This is a genomic window from Cellulomonas sp. P4_B5_2 (genome assembly GCF_056402235.1).
Map to the genome: position 1 here is coordinate 1 of NZ_JBFUHU010000121.1, position 17,997 is coordinate 17,997.

Sequence of the window (17,997 nt, forward strand, 5' to 3'; positions counted from 1 at the left end):
CTGTTCGACACCGCGCAGGCGGCCTACCTCGCCGGCTACGTCGCCGCGGCGACGACGACCACCGGCAAGGTCGCGACCTTCGGTGGCATCCAGATCCCGTCCGTCACCATCTTCATGGACGGCTTCGCCGACGGCGTCGCCAAGTTCAACGAGGACAACGGCGGCTCCGTCCAGCTCCTCGGCTGGGACAAGGCCGCGCAGACCGGCGTCTTCGCCGGCAACTTCGACAGCCAGGACGACGGCAAGAACATCGGCCAGTCGTTCATCGACCAGGGCGCGGACATCATCATGCCCGTCGCCGGTCCGGTCGGACTGGGCACCGCGTCCGTCGCGCAGACGGCCGGCAACGTCGCGATCATCGGCGTCGACGCCGACTGGTTCGAGACCACGGAGTACGGCTCCCTCGTCCTCACCTCGGTCATGAAGGAGATCGGCCCGGCCGTCTTCGACACGATCAGCGAGGCCGTCGACGGCAGCTTCAGCTCCGACCCGTACGTCGGCACGCTGGAGAACGAGGGCCTCGGCCTGGCGCCGTTCCACGACTTCGAGTCGAAGGTCCCCGCGGACGTCGTCACCAAGGTCGACGAGCTCAAGGCGGCGATCATCTCCGGTGACATCGTCGTCGAGTCCGACGCCTCCCCGAAGTGATCTGACGCAGGACGAAGCACGCACGAACACAGCACGACGGCCCGGGCGAGATGCCCGGGCCGTCGGCCTGTCCGGCGCACCCGCGCCACGCAGATGAGTAGTGTCTAGGAACGCTCGTGACGTCGAAGGAGACCACCGGTGAAGCTGGAGCTGCAGGGCATCACCAAGACCTTCGGGCCGTTGGTCGCCAACGACCACATCGACCTCGTGGTCGAGCCCGGCGAGATCCACGCCCTGCTGGGCGAGAACGGCGCCGGCAAGAGCACGCTGATGAACGTGCTGTACGGCCTGTACGACCCCGACGACGGCCAGATCCTCGTCGACGACGTGCCCGTGAGGTTCGTCGGGCCCGGTGACGCGATRGCCGCCGGGATCGGCATGGTCCACCAGCACTTCATGCTCGTCCCGGTCTTCACCGTCGCGGAGAACGTGGTGCTCGGCCACGAGCCCGTGCGCGGCGCCGGCCTGATCGACCTTCCCGAGGCACGCCGCCGGGTCAAGGAGATCTCCGACCAGTTCGGGTTCCACGTCGACCCCGACGCGTACATCGAGGACCTGCCCGTCGGTGTCCAGCAGCGCGTGGAGATCATCAAGGCGCTCTCCCGCCACGCGAAGGTCCTCATCCTCGACGAGCCCACCGCCGTGCTCACGCCGCAGGAGACCGACGAGCTCATCGGGATCATGCGCCAGCTCAAGGAGTCGGGGACCTCGATCGTCTTCATCACGCACAAGCTGCGTGAGGTGCGCGCGGTCGCGGACCGCATCACGATCATCCGCCGGGGCAAGGTCGTCGGCACCGCGGAGCCCTCGACGTCGGAGACCGAGCTCGCGTCCCTCATGGTCGGCCGCTCGGTCGACCTGGGCGTCGACCGCTCCGTCGCCGTGCCGGGCGAGGCCACCGTGCAGGTGCGCAACCTCACGGTCATCGACGAGGCGGGCATCCGGCAGGTCGACGACGTCTCGTTCGACGTCGCCCGCGGCGAGATCCTGGCGATCGCAGGCGTGCAGGGCAACGGTCAGACCGAGCTCACCGAGGTGATGCTGGGCCTGCAGTCGCCGGTCGCCGGGTCGGTGCAGCTGGACGGCGTCGAGCTGGTCGGCCGCTCGGTGCGGGACGTGCTCCATGCCGGCGTCGGGTTCGTCCCGGAGGACCGGTCGACCGACGGCGTCATCGCCGACTTCTCCATCGCGGAGAACCTCATCCTCGACCTGCACCGCTACGAGCCGTTCGCCCGAGGCGTCGCGCTGCGGCCCGCGGCCGTGCGGGAGAACGCCGACAGGCGGATCGCCGAGTTCGACGTCCGCACCGGGTCGATCGACGCGCACGCGAGCACCCTGTCCGGCGGCAACCAGCAGAAGGTCGTGCTGGCGCGGGAGATGTCACGGCCGCTGCGCCTGCTCATCGCGTCGCAGCCCACCCGAGGCCTCGACGTCGGCTCCATCGAGTTCGTGCACACCCGGATCGTCCAGGAGCGCGACAACGGCACCCCGGTGATCATCGTGTCGACCGAGCTGGACGAGGTCCTGGCGCTCGCCGACCGGATCCTGGTCATGTACCGCGGCCGCGTCGTCGGGGACGTCCCGGGTGGGACCGACCGCGACGTGCTGGGCCTGATGATGGCGGGCGTGCCGGAGGACGAGGCCGTGCGCCAGGCCGCCGAGCACCACACGGCGCTCGGCGGGGCCGATCTCGAGGCCGCCCCGCCCGCACCCGCACCGACCACGACAGCCGCTGACACGGCAACCCCCCAGGAGGAGCTGTGAGCAGCCCGACGCCCACCCCGCTGCCCGACGCGCAGGTGCCGCCCCCCGGGCAGACCGGCGTCGTCGCCCCGGCGGAGGAGCCGGACGGCGGGCGCCGCATCCTGCACGAGATGCTCACGAGCAGCTGGCTCGTCTCGGTGCTCGCCGTCGTGCTCGCGCTCCTCATCGGCGGCTTGCTGATCGCCGCGGCGGACGCGGCCGTCCAGGAGGCGGCCGGCTACTTCTTCTCACGCCCGGGCGACCTGCTCGCCGCAGCGTGGTCCGCCGTCTCCGAGGCCTACGCGGCCCTGTTCGCCGGGGCGGTCTTCGACCCGCGCGCCGAGGAGCTGGGCCGTGCGGTCCGCCCCATCACCGAGACCCTGACCGTCGCGACGCCGCTCATCCTGGCCGGTCTCGGCCTGGGCATCGGCTTCCGCGCCGGCCTGTTCAACATCGGCGCCCAGGGCCAGATCATCCTCGGTGGGATCTTCGCCGGGTTCATCGGCTTCACGTTCGACCTGCCGCCGGTGCTGCACCTGCTGCTCTGCGTCATCGGCGCCGCGCTCGGTGGTGCGCTGTGGGCGGGCATCGCCGGTGTGCTCAAGGCACGCACCGGCGCGCACGAGGTCATCGTGACGATCATGCTCAACAACATCGCGATCTACCTGGTCGCGTACCTGCTGAGCCTCGACGCGTTCCAGCGCCCGGGCAGCAACAACCCGGTCAGTCCGCCGATCCCCGACAGCGCGGTATACCCCCTGCTGCTCGGCAGCGGGTACCGCCTGCACGCCGGCTTCCTGGTGGCCATCGCCGCCGCGGTGTTCACGTGGTGGCTCATGGAGCGCTCGACCATCGGCTTCCGGTTCCGTGCCGTGGGCTCCAACCCGCACGCGGCGCGCACCGCCGGCATCTCGGTGAACGCGACCTACGTGTGGGTCATGCTCACGGCCGGTGCGTTCGCGGGTCTCGCGGGCTCGGCGCAGGTGCTCGGCACGGAGCGGGTCCTCACGGCCGGCGTCGCGGCGAGCTACGGGTTCGACGCCATCACGGTCGCCCTGCTCGGTCGGTCCAAGCCGCTCGGCACGGTGCTCGCCGGCATCCTGTTCGGCGCGTTGCGCGCCGGCGGCGTGGTCATGCAGGCGCGTACCGGGACGCCCATCGACATCGTGCTCGTCGTGCAGTCGCTCATCGTCCTGTTCATCGCGGCCCCGCCGCTGGTGCGGTCGGTGTTCCGGCTGCCCTCGCCGGGTGTGCCCCGCGCACCGAAGCCCGTCGTGCCCGTCACCGCGAAGGAGGTCAGCGCGTGAGCGCCCCCACGATCGACGCCCCGGCGTCGGCACGCCCCGCCTCCCCGCAGGTCCTGCCCCCCATCCGGTGGCACGCGCCGATCGCCTACGGGGTCGTCGCCCTGTTCGGGCTCGTCGTCTTCGGTCTGCTCGGCCCCAGCGGGGAGACGAGCACGTTCGGCATCTCCACGTCGCGCGACTTCGTCCAGTTCACGCCGTTCTCGGTGCCCTCGAAGCTCACCGCGATCATCCTGTGCCTCGGCGCGCTGGCTCTTGCTGGCGTGTCGTTCTACGAGACCCGCCGGCGTGAGAAGGCCGGCGTCTGGCTGCCGATCACGTACGGCGTGCTCATGGTCTTCGCGTTCCTCGTCTGGGCGGTCGCCGGCAAGGACAGCGCGCTGCCGCTCACGGGCCTGCTGCAGGGCTCCCTGTTCCTGGCGATCCCGCTGGTGTTCGGCGCCCTCGCAGGTCTGCTGTGCGAGCGCTCGGGCATCATCAACATCGCCATCGAGGGTCAGCTGCTCGGCGGGGCGTTCCTCGCCGCGGTCGTCGCCACCCTGACCGGCAGCGCGTACGCGGGGCTCATCGCGGCGCCCATCGCCGGTGCGCTCGTCGGGCTGCTGCTGGTGCTCTTCTCCATCAAGTACGTGGTCAACCAGATCATCGTCGGCGTGGTGCTCAACGTGCTGGTCATCGGCGTGACGAGCTACCTGTTCTCCACCGTGCTCAAGGAGAACCCCGACACCTGGAACAACCCTCCGGGCCTGCCCGTCATCAGCATCCCCGTGCTCTCGCAGATCCCGATCATCGGCCCGGTGCTGTTTCGCCAGACCGCGCTCGTCTACATCATGTACGTCGTCGTGATCGTGCTGCAGATCATGGTGTTCCGGTCCCGCTGGGGCCTGCGCCTGCGCTCCGTCGGCGAGCACCCGAAGGCCGCGGACACGGTCGGCATCAAGGTCAACCGCACGCGGCTGCGCTCCACCGTGCTGGGCGGCGCGGTCGCCGGTCTCGGTGGCGCGTTCTTCACGGTGGCCGCGGGGCTCGCGTTCGGCAAGGAGATGACCAACGGCAAGGGGTACATCGCGCTCGCCGCCATGATCCTGGGCCGCTGGAGCCCCAAGGGTGCGCTGGCGGCGGCCCTGCTGTTCGGGTTCGCCAACAACCTGCAGCTGCAGCTGAGCATCATCCAGACGCCCATCCCCAGCCAGATCATGCTGATGACGCCGTACATCGTGACCATCTTCGCCGTCGCGGGGCTGGTCGGACGCGTGCGCCCGCCGGCCGCCGAGGGCATCCCCTACACGAAGTGAGCTGAGAACGTGGAGATCGACTGGGACGCCCTGCGTTCCGCCGCCACCGAGGTCATGCACAAGGCGTACGCGCCGTACTCGGACTTCCAGGTCGGTGCCGCCGCGCTGGTGGACGACGGTCGTGTGGTCGTCGGCTGCAACGTGGAGAACGCGTCGTACGGCGTGACGCTCTGCGCCGAGTGCGCGCTGGTCTCCGGCCTGCACGTCTCGGGCGGCGGGCGGCTGGTCGCGTTCACGTGCGTGGACAAGCACGGGAACGTCCTCATGCCCTGCGGCCGGTGCCGGCAGCTGCTCTGGGAGCACGGGGGAGCCCGGCTGCTGGTGGAGACCACGCACGGCATCAAGCCGATGACCGAGGTGCTCCCGGACGCGTTCGGGCCCGCCGACCTGGAGGAACGGGAATGAGCACCGAGGCATTCGACGCCGTCGACGTCATCGTCACCAAGCGTGACGGGCACCGCCTGAGCGACGCGGAGATCGACTGGGTCATCGACGCGTACACCCGCGGCGTGGTGGCCGAGGAGCAGATGTCGGCGCTCAACATGGCGATCCTGCTCAACGGGATGGACCGCGCGGAGATCGCCCGGTGGACCGCCGCGATGATCGCCAGCGGCGAGCGGATGGACTTCTCGGGGCTGTCGCGCCCGACCGCGGACAAGCACTCGACCGGCGGCGTGGGAGACAAGATCACGTTGCCGCTCGCGCCGCTCGTCGCGGTGTTCGGCGTCGCGGTGCCGCAGCTGTCGGGCCGCGGGCTGGGCCACACCGGCGGGACGCTGGACAAGCTCGAGTCCATCCCCGGCTGGCGGGCCGCCCTGAGCAACGAGGAGATGATGGCCCAGCTCGACGACGTCGGCGCGGTCATCTGCCAGGCCGGCTCGGGCCTCGCACCCGCCGACCGCAAGCTGTACGCGCTGCGCGACGTCACCGGCACGGTCGAGGCCATCCCGCTGATCGCCAGCTCGATCATGAGCAAGAAGATCGCGGAGGGCACGGGTGCGCTCGTGCTCGACGTGAAGGTGGGCTCCGGCGCGTTCATGAAGGACGTCGACCGCGCCCGCGAGCTGGCCCGCACGATGGTCGCGCTCGGCACGGACGCCGGCGTGAAGACCGTCGCGCTGCTCACCGACATGTCGACGCCGCTCGGGCTCACGGCCGGCAACGCGCTCGAGGTCCGGGAGTCGGTCGACGTGCTGGCCGGCGGGGGACCGGCCGACGTCGTCGAGCTCACGGTGGCGCTGGCGCGCGAGATGCTCGACGCCGCGGGACGCCCCGGTGAGGACGTCGCGGCGGCACTGGCCGACGGCCGCGCGATGGATGCGTGGAAGCGCATGATCGCGGCCCAGGGCGGCGACCCGGACGCGATCCTGCCGGTGGCCCGCGAGACCGAGCAGGTGCTGGCGGAGTCCGACGGCGTGCTCACGGAGCTCGACGCCTACGCGGTCGGGATCGCCGCGTGGCGGCTCGGGGCGGGACGCGCGCGCAAGGAGGACCCGGTGCAAGCGGGCGCCGGTGTCGAGCTGCACGCCAAGCCCGGGGACGTCGTGCGGGCCGGGCAGCCGCTGCTGACGCTGCACACCGACACGCCCGAGCGGTTCGGGCGGGCGCGCGAGGCGCTCGTCGGCAAGGTCGTCGTCGCACCCGCCGGGACTGCCGTGCCCGAGCGCCCGCTGGTGATCGACCGCATCGACGCCTGACCCTCGCGGAGGCGCTGCGGCGGGGGCAGGATGGGGTGATGAGCACCGTGCCCGGGAACGAAGCCTGGCGGGATGCCGGCCTGGTGCCGGTGGACCCGGACGGGCCGCGCAGCCTCGCCGACGAGACGTCCGACGACGCGGACACGACCGACCCGGAGGAGTACGAGCCGGGGTTCGCCCGGGCGGACCGGGATGGGCGTGCGGACGAGGCCGACGTGGTGGAGCAGGACACCGAGGTGCCCGAGGACGACGGCGCCGAGAGTTGACAGCCTGCTCAGGAACGGCCGTCCCGGTACGGTGAGCGCATGACCTCCCCCTCCGAGCCCTCGGCGGCTGCGACCGCTGACGTGCCCGCTTCGTCCGAGTCGTCCGAGGCCGACGCCACCTCCGCGCTCGTCGCGCTCATCCCGAGCCTTCCGAAGGTCGTGCTGCACGACCACCTGGACGGTGGGCTGCGCCCGGCGACGATCATCGAGCTCGCGGCCGAGATCGGGTACGAGCTGCCCGCGACCGACCCCGACGAGCTCGGGCGCTGGTTCGTCGAGGCTGCGAGCTCGGGGACGCTGGAGCGCTACCTCGAGACGTTCGACCACACGGTCGCGGTCATGCAGACGGAGGACGGGCTGCGCCGGGTCGCGCGCGAGTCCGTGCTCGACCTGGCCGCCGACGGGGTGGTGTACGCCGAGCAGCGGTACGCGCCCGAGCAGCACCTGAGCAAGGGGCTCTCGCTCCAGCAGGTGGTCGACGCCGTGCAGGCCGGGTTCGCCGAGGGGATCGCCGAGGCTGCGTCGCAGGGCCGCTCGATCCGGATCGGCACCCTCATCACCGCGATGCGGCACGCCGACCGCGGGGACGAGATCGCGGCTCTCGCCCTGGAGAACCGCGACAACGGGGTGGTCGGCTTCGACATCGCCGGTGCCGAGGCGGGCTTCCCGCCCTCACGCCAGGCGTCCGCGTTCGACACGCTCGCGAACGCCGACTTCCCCGCGACCGTGCACGCCGGCGAGGCGGCCGGGGTCGAGTCGATCGCCGAGGCCGTGCACGTCGCCCACGCCTGCCGGATCGGCCACGGCGTCCGGCTCATCGAGGACGTGACCGCCGACGAGCTGGGCGACAAGCTCGGCCCCCTCGCGCACTGGGTGCGCGACCGGCGCATCCCGCYGGAGCTGTGCCCGTCGTCCAACGTGCAGACCGGTGCCGCGGAGTCCGTGGCCGCGCACCCCGTCACGCGGCTGCGGAACCTGGGCTTCGCCGTCACGGTGAACACCGACAACCGCCTGCAGTCGGGCACCTCGATGACCCGCGAGCTCACGCTCCTGGTCGAGGAGGCCGGTTGGGACCTGGTCGACCTGCGCGACGTGGCGGTCACCGCCGCCGCGCACTCGTTCCTGCACCACGACGAGCGGTCCGCCCTGATCGACCAGGTCATCCGGCCCGCGTACGTGGCGGCCCGCGGCGGACGCCACCGCGCCTGAGCAGCCCGACGGCCCGCACCCGAGCGGCCGAGCGTCGGCGCCGCCGCGTCCGGGCCGTTCTCCGGCGGGAGGACGCGCTTGAGGGTGTCCGCCGCCGCGATCTGCAGGTCCACCCAGTCCAGGGCGCCGGCGCCCACCAGGTCGAGCGCGTTGACGTCCTGGTGGCTGGCGAGCCAGGGCGCGATCTCGGCGGGCGACCCGGTGAGCACGTTGACGACGCCCTTGGGCACGTCGCTCGTGGCGAGCACCTCGGACAGGCTGATCGCCGACAGGGGGAGCTTCTCGGAGGCCACCACGACGACCGTGTTGCCGGAGACGAGGGCCGGGGCCACCGCGGAGACCAGCCCGAGCAGCGACGAGTCCTGGGGGGCGATGATCGCGACCACTCCCGTGGGCTCCGGGACCGAGATGTTGAAGTACGGCCCCGCGACGGGGTTGGCGTTGCCGGCCACCTGCGCGTACTTGTCGGCCCAACCGGCGTACCAGACCCAGCGGTCGATCGCGGTGTCGACCTGGGCGGTCGCGACTGCGGTGGAGACGCCCTCGGCATCGACGATCTCGGCGACGAACTGCGCACGCCGGCCCTCGAGGATCTCGGCGACGCGGTAGAGCACCTGGGCGCGGTTGTACGCGGTCGCACCCGACCAGCCCCCGACGGCGGCACGGGCGGCGACGACCGCGTCCCGCGCGTCCTTGCGGGACGCCTTCGACGCGTTGGCGAGGAACGCGCCCTTGGCGCTGACGATCTCGTACGTCCGACCCGACTCGCTGCGCGGGAACGCCCCACCGATGTACAGCTTGTAGGTCTTGGGCACGGCGAGGCGGGTCACTTGGTGGCTCCCTTGGTGACGGTCTTGGGCTTCGTGGCGGCAGCAGCGACCGCGGGCCGAGCGGCCGTACCGCTCGTCAGGTACGAGGCGATGCCGTGGCGGCCACCCTCGCGTCCGTAGCCGGACTCCTTGTACCCACCGAACGGGCTGGCGGGGTCGAACCGGTTGAACGTGTTGGCCCAGATCACGCCGGCGCGGAGCTTGTCGGCGACGGCCAGGATGCGGCTGCCCTTGTCGGACCAGATGCCCGCGGACAGGCCGAACGGGGTGTTGTTCGCCTTGGCGATCGCCTCCGCCGGGGTGCGGAACGTCAGCACGGACAGGACCGGCCCGAAGACCTCCTCCTGGGCGATCCGGTGGCTGGTGGACACGTTGGTGAAGATGGTCGGCGCGAACCAGAACCCGTTCTCCGGGATGGTGCACTCGGCCGTCCAGCGCTCGGCACCCTCGGCCTCGCCGATGTCGCTCAGCGACCGGATGCGGTCCAGCTGCGCGGCGCTGTTGATGGCGCCGATGTCGGTGTTCTTGTCCAGCGGGTCACCGAGGCGCAGGGTGGACAGCCGGGCCTTGAGCCGGTCGACGACCTCGTCGTGGATCGACTCCTGCACCAGCAGCCGGCTGCCCGCGCAGCAGACGTGACCCTGGTTGAAGAAGATGCCGTTGACGATGCCCTCGATGGCCTGGTCGATCGGGGCGTCGTCGAACACGATGTTCGCCGCCTTGCCGCCCAGCTCGAGCGTCACCTTCTTGTGCGTGCCGGCGACGGACTTGGCGATCGCCCGCCCGACGGGCGTCGACCCGGTGAACGCGACCGCGTTCACGTCGTCGTGCCCGACCAGCGCGACGCCCGTGGCGCCCGCACCCGTGATGATGTTGACGACCCCCGGCGGCAGGTCGGCCTGCTGCACGATCTCCGCGAACAGCAGCGCGGTCAGCGAGGTGGTCTCGGCCGGCTTGAGGACGACGGTGTTGCCGGCGGCGAGCGCCGGAGCGATCTTCCACGCGAGCATGAGGAGCGGGAAGTTCCACGGGATGACCTGCGCGGCGACACCGAGGGACGCGGGGTTGGCGCCGAGGCCGGCGTGGTCGAGCTTGTCGGCCCAGCCGGCGTAGTAGAAGAACCAGGCCGCGACCAGCGGCACGTCGACGTCCCGGCTCTCCTTGATCGGCTTGCCGTTGTCGAGGCTCTCCGCCACGGCGAGCTCGCGGCTGCGCTCCTGGACCAGGCGGGCGATCCGGAACAGGTACTTGCCGCGGTCGGCACCGGACATGCGCGACCAGGTGCGGTCGTAGGCGCGGCGCGCGGCGGCCACGGCGGCGTCGACGTCCGCCGCGTCAGCGGTCGAGATCGTCGCGATGTGCTTCTCGGTGGCCGGCGAGATGGAGGCGAACGGCGTGCCGTGCCCCTCGCGGAACTCACCGTCGATGAAGAGGCCGTACTCGCTGCGCAGGTTCAGGATCGCCTGCGACTCGGGGGCCGGGGCGTACTCGAGGAATGACATCAGTGGCCCTTCAGTCGATCGTCACGTAGTCAGGACCGGCGTAGTGCCCGGTCGTCATCTTCTGCCGCTGCATCAGCACGTCGTTGAGCAGGCTGGAGGCGCCGAACCGGAACAGGTGCGGCGTCAGCCACTCCTCCCCGACGGTCTCGGCGACGGTSACSAGGTACTTGATSGCGTCCTTGGACGTGCGGATGCCGCCGGCGGGCTTGACGCCGACCTTCTCGCCGCTGAGCCGGTGCCAGTCGCGCACGACCTCGAGCATGAGCAGGGTCACGGGCAGCGTGGCCGCCGGGGACACCTTGCCCGTGGACGTCTTGATGAAGTCGCCACCCGCGAGGATCCCCAGCCACGACGCCCGGCGGACGTTGTCGTAGGTGTTCAGCTCGCCGGTCTCGAGGATGATCTTGAGGTGCGCGGAGGTCCCGTCGGCGCGGCGGCAGGCTTCCTTCACGGCGATGATCTCGTCGTACACCTGGCCGTACCGCCCCGCGAGGAACGCCCCGCGGTCGATGACCATGTCGATCTCGTCGGCGCCCGCGGCGACCGCGTCGGCGGTGTCCTCGAGCTTGATCGACCGCGACGCGCGGCCGCTCGGGAACGCCGTGGCGACCGCCGCGACGGCGATCTTGCCCTGGTCTGGGTCGCCGTGCGCGGAGCCCAGCGCTTGGACCGCGTGGCCCACCATGTCGCCGTACACGCACACCGCGGCGACGCGGGGGCAGCCGGGGTCGGACGGGTCCGGGGTGACCGCCTTGGCGACGAGCGAGCGCACCTTGCCCGGTGTGTCGGCGCCCTCGAGGGTGGTCAGGTCGATGAGCCCGATGATCCGGTCGAGCGCCCACGCCTTGGAGGTCGTCTTGATGGAGCGTGTGCCGAGCCCCGCGGCCCGCTGCTCCAGTCCGACGGCGTCGACGCCGGGGATGCCGTGCAGGTAGCGACGCAGGTTGGCGTCGTTCGCTTCGCCGCCCAGGAGCGCGATGGCGCGCTCCCCGGGGACGATCTGGGTGCCTGTCATGCGGGTTCCTCGCTGTCCTGGACCGATGGGTGGTTCTCGATGAGGTGCAGGGCCGTGTCCTCGTCGGTGACGAGGACGGTGCACAGGCCGCTGCTGACGACGGCGCTCGCGACGGCGTGCTTGGCCGCCCCCGCGACGACCGCGATGCTGAGCTGCGCGGCGCGCAGGCGCTCCAGCGACAGGCCGACGGTCCGCTCGTCGAGCCGCGGGTCGACGATGGCGCCGGAGCCGTCGACGTACCGGCCGACGACATCACCGACCGCGCCTGCGCGGACGAGCCCGGCGATGTCGTCGGGGGTGAGGTAGCCGCTGTCGACGAGCACGGAGCCGGCATCGGCCGCCCCGGCGCTGAACAGGTAGGCGTCGGCGCCGGACGCCAGGTCGAGGMCGGCGGCGACGGCGCGGTCGGACTCGATGGCCTGCTTGGTCTCCAGCCGTTCGAGGATCGCAGGGCTCGGCAGCAGGGTGGCGTGGCCGCCCGCCTTCTGCGCCATGGTCACGGCGGTGGACGCGGCGGTGCCGGCGCGCCGGTTCAGGCTGACGCCCCCGTTGATCTGGACGACGTCCACCCCCGCGGCCCAGCCGTCCTGGAGGTGCCGGGCGACGTCGTCGAGCGTGCGGCCCCAGCTGATCCCGAGCGTGCGCGGGGCCGGCCGCAGCGAGGCCAGGTAGTCGGCCGCAGCCTGGGCGGTGCGCACCTGGAGCTCGTCCTGGTCGTCGACGCCCGCCGTGGACACCACGATCGCGTCGGTGAGCCCGCAGGTCTCGCGCAGCCGGCGCTCGACCGGCAGGCGGCGGGCGCGGGGGTGGACGATCTCGATGCGGATGAACCCGCTCGCCTTGGCCTGCGCGAGCAGTCGTCCGACCTTCCAGCGGGTGAGCGTGAGGATCGACCCGATCTCGTCCTGGGTCTTGTCCTCCTCGTAGTACAGCTCGGCCGCGCGGATGGACAGCAGCTCGTCCGACTCGATCATCCCGTTCCTCTCATGTCGTCCCAGGGTAGGCACGGGCACCGGGCCCTGCAACACCTGTTGCGATCTTTGCTCAAAAGAGCAGGCAGCGATCCCGGCCGGCAGAATCACCCGTTCGGTACTTCTGCCCCCAATTGACTCGACCGGGGCGGTCGGCGACAGTGGGGCGGCCGTCCGGCGGGCCCGAGTCCTCGGGTGCGCGCACACGGCGTGCGTCACGGCGAGGGGACGAGCACGGATGGGGCGATGGGGACGCGGCGGGATCGTCGCCGTCGTGGTCCTGGTCGCCCTCCTGGCCGGCGTGGGGACCGCCACGACCCTGCGACACCTCCGCTCCGACAAGACCCTCGTGGTCCCGGCCGCGTGGACCGAGTCGTGGAAGCGTGCTCATGTCCGCGAGGGCCAGGACGTCGTCCTCGCGTGGGGAGACCGGGCGGGCCCGGACCCCACGACGGCGCCGGCGGAGCTGAGGTTCGACCCGGCCCGAGCCGTCGCCCAGCTCGACGCGCTGTACGCGCTCGACGTGCACGACCTGCGCGTCGTCGACGAGGACGGGGCGATCGCTCGGCACAAGGTCGTCGTCGTCGTCGACGGGACCTGGTCCGACGGGCCCGGYGCGCCGTCGAGCGACGTTGTCGTCCCCTCGGTCGGCGGGCTCTCGCAACCCCTGCGCGGCGCGACAGGCTCGGTGGCCGACGGCGTCGGGCTGCTCCGGGTCGACGTGCCGTCCCTGACCGCGCGGGGGCACGAGTCCGCGACGGCACCCTCCACCGGTGAGCCCGAGCCCGCGGGCGGCTCGGAGTTCGACCCGTCGTGGGAGCTCGCCCGCGGCTTCGCCGAGGTGGTGCAGGGCTTCGCGTCCCTCGACGCACCCGGTCGCGGGTTCGCGTCCGACGACGCCGCCACCTTCTGGTCCGCCAGCGCCGCCTACCTGGCGACCGTGGCCGCGCCGGGCGGGATCGGGGACCCTGCTGACGTGGTGCGCAGCCCGCAGCTGCACTGGGCGAGCCCCCGACTGGGCGACGGCGGCTGGCTGCTGCTGCAGTACCTGGCGGAGCGCGACGGCGAGCAGCTGCTCGGGAACATGTGGCGCGAGGCGCAGGAGGGCGAGGATCCGCTGAGCACCTACCAGCGGCTCACCGGCCTCGGGCAGGCGGACCTGAACCGGCGGGTCGCCGAGTACGCGCTGCGCACCGTCACGTGGGACTTCACGGACCGCACCGCGATCGCCGCCACGGTCGACGCCCTCGACCCCGTCCTGCTCGCGGACCGGACGACCCCCGTCGAGCCGGTCGACGGCGATCCGGGGCACTACCGCGTGCTCGACGGGTTCGCACCGTCCGACTACGGCTTCACGATCGTCCGCCTCGAGCCGGACGCGGGAGTGCGCGACATCCACCTGCGCCTGCGCGGCCACGACGACGCGCCCGACGCCGGGCTGAGCTTCGGGTTCGTCGTGCTGCGCAACGGGGTGCCCCGGTACAGCCCGGTGACCGAGAGCCTCGACCAGGAGGTGCAGCTCACGCTCCGCGCCGGGGAGAGCGAGGTGTACCTGGTCGTCGTGGGTACGCCGACGCAACACCACGCGCGCGGCTCCGACGCCGGGTTCGGGGAGGTCGCCCGCTACCCCTACGAGTTCCGCGTGCACGGGGCGAGCGTGGCCGACGACGCCGCGGATCCCCCCGTGGACGGCGGTCACCGGCACGCGAACGGAGGCGGCTGGGTGGACGACGATGCGACGGTCGACCCGACCGCCTTCGTCGGCCCGGACGCCGTGGTGCGGGGGGACGCGCAGGTGCTGGGCGGCGCGCGGATCGAGGGCCGCGCCTGGGTCCAGGCCGGTGCGGTGGTCGAGGGGAGCGCTGTCGTGCGCGACGTCGCGCTCGTCCGCTCGTCCGCGCGGCTCGGTGGCACCGTGCTCGTGGGAGGCGACGCGGCCGTCGACTTCTCCTGCACCTCCGGGTCCTACACCAGCTTCGATCCCGCGCGCTGGTGCGACGGGCGGACCAGCGTGCCGGACGTCAACCCGTCCCCGACGCCGTTCACCGCCGCTGACCTGACCCTCAAGAACGCACCTCAGCCCACCCCCACGCCCACACCCACGACCGAACCGTCCGCGACGCCGACCCCGACGCCCGCTCCGACCAGGACCCCGGTGGTGCCGCCGCCCGCCGTCAGCCCGCCCCCCGGCCCGACGGAGGGCGGCGTCGAACCGCCGGAGCCGATGCCGGCGAGCGCGTGCACGGCGGCCTACACGGTCACCAATCACTGGACCTCGGAGGGGCAGAACTGGTTCCAGGCGCAGGTCGTGGTCACCGCGGGAAGCACCGGCGTGGAGGGCTGGGCGGTCACCTGGGCGCTCCCGGCGGGTGGGCAGATCACCTCCGTCTGGAACGCCCGGGTGGGCGTCAGCGGATCCCAGGTGACCGCGGAGAACATGAGCTACAACGGCACCCTGCGCGAGGGAGACTCCGCGTCGTTCGGGTTCCACCTCACAGCGCCCGGTGACTCGGGCCTCCAGGTCCCCGCCGTCAGCTGTACCCGGACGCGCTAGATGCCCAGCGCGGTCCGCACGTCGGCCGCCACGGCGTCCAGCCGCGTGCGAGCCTCCGCGCGCGCGTGCCCGACCGCCTTGTGGTCCGCCGCCGGGTCGAGCGGGAGGATGACCTCGAGGTAGCACTTCACCTTGGGCTCGGTCCCGCTCGGCCGGACGATGACGCGGGTCCCGTCCGCGGTGAGCAGCCGCAGGCCCTCCGTGGGAGGCAGGCCGTCCCGGTCGTCCTCGGTCCCCGCCGCCAGGTCGACGACCTCGGTGACGCGGGACCCTCCCAGCGACCTCGGTGGCCGGTTGCGCAGCCGCTGCACGGTGGCGCCGATCTGCGACAGGTCGGCGAACCGCGCGGAGACCTGGTCGGTCAGGTGCAGGCCGTGCGCACGGGCGAGGTCGTCGAGCGCGTCCGTGAGGGAGCGTCCCTCTGCCTTGAGGCGTGCGGCCAGGCCGGCGACGAGCACGGCCGCCGAGATCCCGTCCTTGTCGCGCACGTGCGCGGGGTCCACGCAGTAGCCGAGCGCCTCCTCGTACCCGAACACCAGGTTGTCGACGCGCGAGATCCACTTGAAGCCCGTGAGCGTCTGCGCGTGCCGGTAGCCCGCGGCGCTCGCGATCTTGCCGAGCAGGCGCGACGAGACGATCGAGCTGGCGAACGCGGACCCGTTCGGGTGCGGGGCCGACGCGAGGCGCGCCCCGAGCAGGGACCCGGTCTCGTCGCCGTGCAGGATGCGCCAGCCCTCCGCCTCCGCGGTGTCGGGGCCGCGGAACGACCGGTGGCGCAGGTCCTGGATGCCCACGCCGCAGCGGTCGGCGTCCGGGTCGAGGGCGATCACCAGGTCGGCGCCCTCGTCGCTGGCCAGGCCGATCGCCAGGTCGATGGCGCCGGGCTCCTCCGGGTTGGGGAACGCGATGCTCGGGAAGTCGCCGTCGGGCTCCGCCTGCTCGGGCACCACCAGCACGTCGGTGAAGCCGGCCTCGGCGAGCACCCGTTGGGCCACCGCGCCGCCGACTCCGTGCAGCGGGGTGAGCACGATGCGGAGGTTCTTCGCGGCCGCGCGCGTGGCGTCGTCCGTGGGGGCCAGCGCGACGGCCGAGGACACGTACGCGTCGAGCACCTCGGGGCCGAGCACGGTCCAGCCGCTCGCGGCACGCGGCACCGACGCCACGGACGGCACGTGCGCGATCTCGGCCGCGATCGCCGCGTCGGCGGGCGGCACGATCTGCGCACCCTGCCCGGAGTCCGTGACCACGCGGCCGCCCAGGTACACCTTGTACCCGTTGTCCTGCGGCGGGTTGTGGGATGCGGTGACCATGATCCCGGCGTCGGCGCCGAGGTGGCGGACCGCGAACGCCAGCACGGGCGTGGGCAGCGCCGACGGCAGGACCAGCACCTCGATGCCGACGGCCGTGAGGACCGCTGCCGAGTCGCGCGCGAAGTCGACGGACTTGTGCCGGGCGTCGTACCCGATGACCACGCGCGGGCGGGGGCTCACCCCGTCGAGCTCGCCCAGCAGGTAGTCGGCCAGCCCGGACGCGGCGCGGATGACGACCGCGCGGTTCATCCGGTGCGGTCCGCCCCCGAGCCGGCCGCGCAGACCGGCGGTGCCGAACTGCAGGAGACCGGTGAACCGGTCAGCCAGCTCCTCGCGGGCGGCGGAGCGTGCGTCGAGCGCCTGGCGCTGCGTGGGGTCGGGCTCGTACCCGGGCGTGATCGCCGGGGGTGCGGAGCGGGCCTGGTCGAGCAGGTCGCGCAGCTCCTGCGCGGTCTGCGGGTCGGGGTCGTCGTCGATCCACGTCTGTACCCGCGCCTCGAGGCCTGCCCATGCGTCGTCGCCGGTCATGGGCTCAACGTACTCAAGCCGCGGGGCCTCCTGCACCTAGAGGCGACGGACCACCCGCGCGAGCAGGTCGCTGATCCGCGGACCGGCCGCGCGACCGGCCTCGAGGACCTCCTCGTGGGAGAGGGGCTCCGCGCTGATGCCGGCCGCGAGGTTGGTGACCAGGGAGATGCCGAGCACCTCGAGACCGGCGTGCCGCGCGGCGATGGCCTCGATCGTCGTCGACATGCCGACCAGGTCGCCGCCGAGCGTCCCGGCCATCCGGACCTCGGCGGGGGTCTCGTAGTGCGGGCCGCGGAACTGCACGTAGACGCCCTCGTCCAGCGACGCGTCCACCTCCCGCGCGACGCCGCGCAGCCGTGCGCTGTAGAGGTCCGTGAGGTCGACGAACGTCGCACCCTCGAGCGGAGAGGTGGCGGTGAGGTTGAGGTGGTCGCTGATGAGCACCGGGGTGCCGGGGCCCCACGCGGGGTTGAGCCCCCCGCAGCCGTTGGTGAGCACCACGGTCGACGCGCCCGCCGCGGCGGCGGTCCGGACCCCGTGCACCACACGCCGGACCCCGCGGCCCTCGTACAGGTGGGTGCGGGACCCGAGCACCAGGGCGTGGCGGTCGGTGCCCTCGATGCGGATCGACCGGATGGTGCCGACGTGCCCGACGACGGCCGGCGCGGCGAAGCCCGGGACGTCGTGGCTGGGCAGCTCGGCGACCGTCTCGCCCAGCAGCTCGGCGGCGCCACCCCAGCCCGACCCGAGCACGAGGGCGACGTGGTGGCGTTCCACGCCGGTCGCCTGGGCGATGTACGCGGCGGCGGCGCGGGCGACGTCGAACGGGTCGGTCGCGGGGTCGTCGAGGTCGGGGACGGGTGTGACGTCGCTCATGGTCGAAGGCTAACGCCCCCCGCCCGCCTGGCCGCTCGCCGCCGGACCGGCAGAATGGGTGACCGTGAGCACCCCCGCGCAGGAATCGGCCGCACCCCGCGTCGTCATCATCGGCGGCGGACCAGGAGGCTACGAGGCGGCCCTCGTCGGCCGTCGGCTCGGTGCGGACGTGACCGTCGTCGAGGCGGCCGGCATGGGCGGCGCTGCCGTGCTCACCGACGTGGTCCCGTCCAAGACCCTCATCGCGAC

General features: G+C 72.5%; 15 protein-coding genes and 1 pseudogene. 10 read left to right on the forward strand and 6 right to left on the reverse strand.

The window, feature by feature from the left end; translation table 11 throughout:
- The 8 genes from AC1DUQ_RS10540 to AC1DUQ_RS10575 form a co-directional block, all read left to right on the forward strand.
- Positions 1–648: BMP family lipoprotein (locus AC1DUQ_RS10540; RefSeq protein ID WP_477073760.1), on the forward strand; the 648-nt coding region annotated here is incomplete at its 5' end.
- 138 nt (positions 649–786) lie between these two features.
- A complete protein-coding gene (locus AC1DUQ_RS10545) occupies positions 787–2,412 on the forward strand; it encodes an ABC transporter ATP-binding protein (RefSeq protein WP_477073761.1) in 1,626 nt (541 codons plus the stop codon).
- Positions 2,409–3,698, forward strand: a complete 1,290-nt coding sequence (locus AC1DUQ_RS10550; RefSeq protein WP_477060313.1) for an ABC transporter permease — start codon at positions 2,409–2,411, stop codon at positions 3,696–3,698. The genes AC1DUQ_RS10545 and AC1DUQ_RS10550 overlap by 4 nt, the downstream gene beginning before the upstream one ends.
- Entirely contained in the window at positions 3,695–4,990 is a 1,296-nt protein-coding gene (locus AC1DUQ_RS10555; protein WP_477060314.1) for an ABC transporter permease, read from the forward strand. Before AC1DUQ_RS10550 ends, AC1DUQ_RS10555 begins: the two co-directional genes overlap by 4 nt.
- Before the next feature lie 9 nt (positions 4,991–4,999).
- The gene (locus AC1DUQ_RS10560) at positions 5,000–5,395 is read left to right on the forward strand and encodes a cytidine deaminase (protein ID WP_477060315.1); all 396 of its coding nucleotides are present in this window, start codon (positions 5,000–5,002) and stop codon (positions 5,393–5,395) included.
- Complete coding sequence (locus tag AC1DUQ_RS10565; RefSeq protein WP_477060316.1) at positions 5,392–6,687, forward strand: thymidine phosphorylase; 1,296 nt, start codon at positions 5,392–5,394, stop codon at positions 6,685–6,687. The genes AC1DUQ_RS10560 and AC1DUQ_RS10565 overlap by 4 nt, the downstream gene beginning before the upstream one ends.
- A gap of 38 nt (positions 6,688–6,725) precedes the next feature.
- Complete coding sequence (locus AC1DUQ_RS10570; protein WP_477060317.1) at positions 6,726–6,953, forward strand: hypothetical protein; 228 nt, start codon at positions 6,726–6,728, stop codon at positions 6,951–6,953.
- A gap of 39 nt (positions 6,954–6,992) precedes the next feature.
- Entirely contained in the window at positions 6,993–8,162 is a 1,170-nt protein-coding gene (locus tag AC1DUQ_RS10575; RefSeq protein WP_477073762.1) for an adenosine deaminase, read from the forward strand.
- Positions 8,163–8,185: 23 nt separating this feature from the next.
- Here the strand turns inward: AC1DUQ_RS10575 and AC1DUQ_RS10580 are convergent.
- The 4 genes and pseudogenes from AC1DUQ_RS10580 to AC1DUQ_RS10595 all read right to left on the reverse strand — a co-directional run.
- Positions 8,186–8,992: pseudogene (locus AC1DUQ_RS10580) on the reverse strand (aldehyde dehydrogenase family protein); the annotation flags it as partial.
- Positions 8,989–10,494 carry an aldehyde dehydrogenase family protein gene (locus AC1DUQ_RS10585; RefSeq protein ID WP_477060320.1) on the reverse strand — a complete coding sequence of 502 codons (1,506 nt, stop codon included), beginning with the start codon at positions 10,492–10,494 and terminating at the stop codon, positions 8,989–8,991. The pseudogene AC1DUQ_RS10580 and the gene AC1DUQ_RS10585, both read right to left, overlap by 4 nt.
- 10 nt (positions 10,495–10,504) lie before the next feature.
- The gene (gene deoC / locus AC1DUQ_RS10590) at positions 10,505–11,509 is read right to left on the reverse strand and encodes a deoxyribose-phosphate aldolase (RefSeq protein ID WP_477060321.1); all 1,005 of its coding nucleotides are present in this window, start codon (positions 11,507–11,509) and stop codon (positions 10,505–10,507) included.
- Positions 11,506–12,483, reverse strand: a complete 978-nt coding sequence (locus AC1DUQ_RS10595) for a sugar-binding transcriptional regulator (protein ID WP_477073763.1) — start codon at positions 12,481–12,483, stop codon at positions 11,506–11,508. The genes deoC and AC1DUQ_RS10595 overlap by 4 nt, the downstream gene beginning before the upstream one ends.
- A gap of 235 nt (positions 12,484–12,718) precedes the next feature.
- Between AC1DUQ_RS10595 and AC1DUQ_RS10600 the strand changes: the two genes are divergently transcribed.
- Positions 12,719–15,034, forward strand: coding sequence for a DUF6055 domain-containing protein (locus AC1DUQ_RS10600; RefSeq protein ID WP_477073764.1), 2,316 nt, complete (start codon positions 12,719–12,721; stop codon positions 15,032–15,034).
- Here the strand turns inward: AC1DUQ_RS10600 and AC1DUQ_RS10605 are convergent.
- Both AC1DUQ_RS10605 and AC1DUQ_RS10610 read right to left on the reverse strand, forming a co-directional pair.
- Positions 15,031–16,872 carry a phospho-sugar mutase gene (locus AC1DUQ_RS10605; RefSeq protein ID WP_477060324.1) on the reverse strand — a complete coding sequence of 614 codons (1,842 nt, stop codon included), beginning with the start codon at positions 16,870–16,872 and terminating at the stop codon, positions 15,031–15,033. The genes AC1DUQ_RS10600 and AC1DUQ_RS10605 overlap by 4 nt on opposite strands.
- Positions 16,873–16,908: 36 nt before the next feature.
- The gene (locus AC1DUQ_RS10610; RefSeq protein WP_477060325.1) at positions 16,909–17,748 is read right to left on the reverse strand and encodes a purine-nucleoside phosphorylase; all 840 of its coding nucleotides are present in this window, start codon (positions 17,746–17,748) and stop codon (positions 16,909–16,911) included.
- A 58-nt stretch (positions 17,749–17,806) separates the two neighbouring features.
- Here AC1DUQ_RS10610 and AC1DUQ_RS10615 point away from each other — a divergent pair.
- Positions 17,807–17,997, forward strand: a 191-nt coding sequence (locus AC1DUQ_RS10615; protein ID WP_477073765.1) for an FAD-dependent oxidoreductase, incomplete at its 3' end; no start/stop codon positions are given.

Coding starts and splice junctions, on each gene's coding strand:
- AC1DUQ_RS10605 (WP_477060324.1), bottom strand. CDS start 16,872: ATGACCGGCGACGACGCATGGGCAGGCCTCGAGGCGCGGGTACAGACG.
- AC1DUQ_RS10585 (WP_477060320.1), bottom strand. CDS start 10,494: ATGTCATTCCTCGAGTACGCCCCGGCCCCCGAGTCGCAGGCGATCCTG.
- AC1DUQ_RS10610 (WP_477060325.1), bottom strand. CDS start 17,748: ATGAGCGACGTCACACCCGTCCCCGACCTCGACGACCCCGCGACCGAC.
- AC1DUQ_RS10565 (WP_477060316.1), top strand. CDS start 5,392: ATGAGCACCGAGGCATTCGACGCCGTCGACGTCATCGTCACCAAGCGT.
- AC1DUQ_RS10570 (WP_477060317.1), top strand. CDS start 6,726: ATGAGCACCGTGCCCGGGAACGAAGCCTGGCGGGATGCCGGCCTGGTG.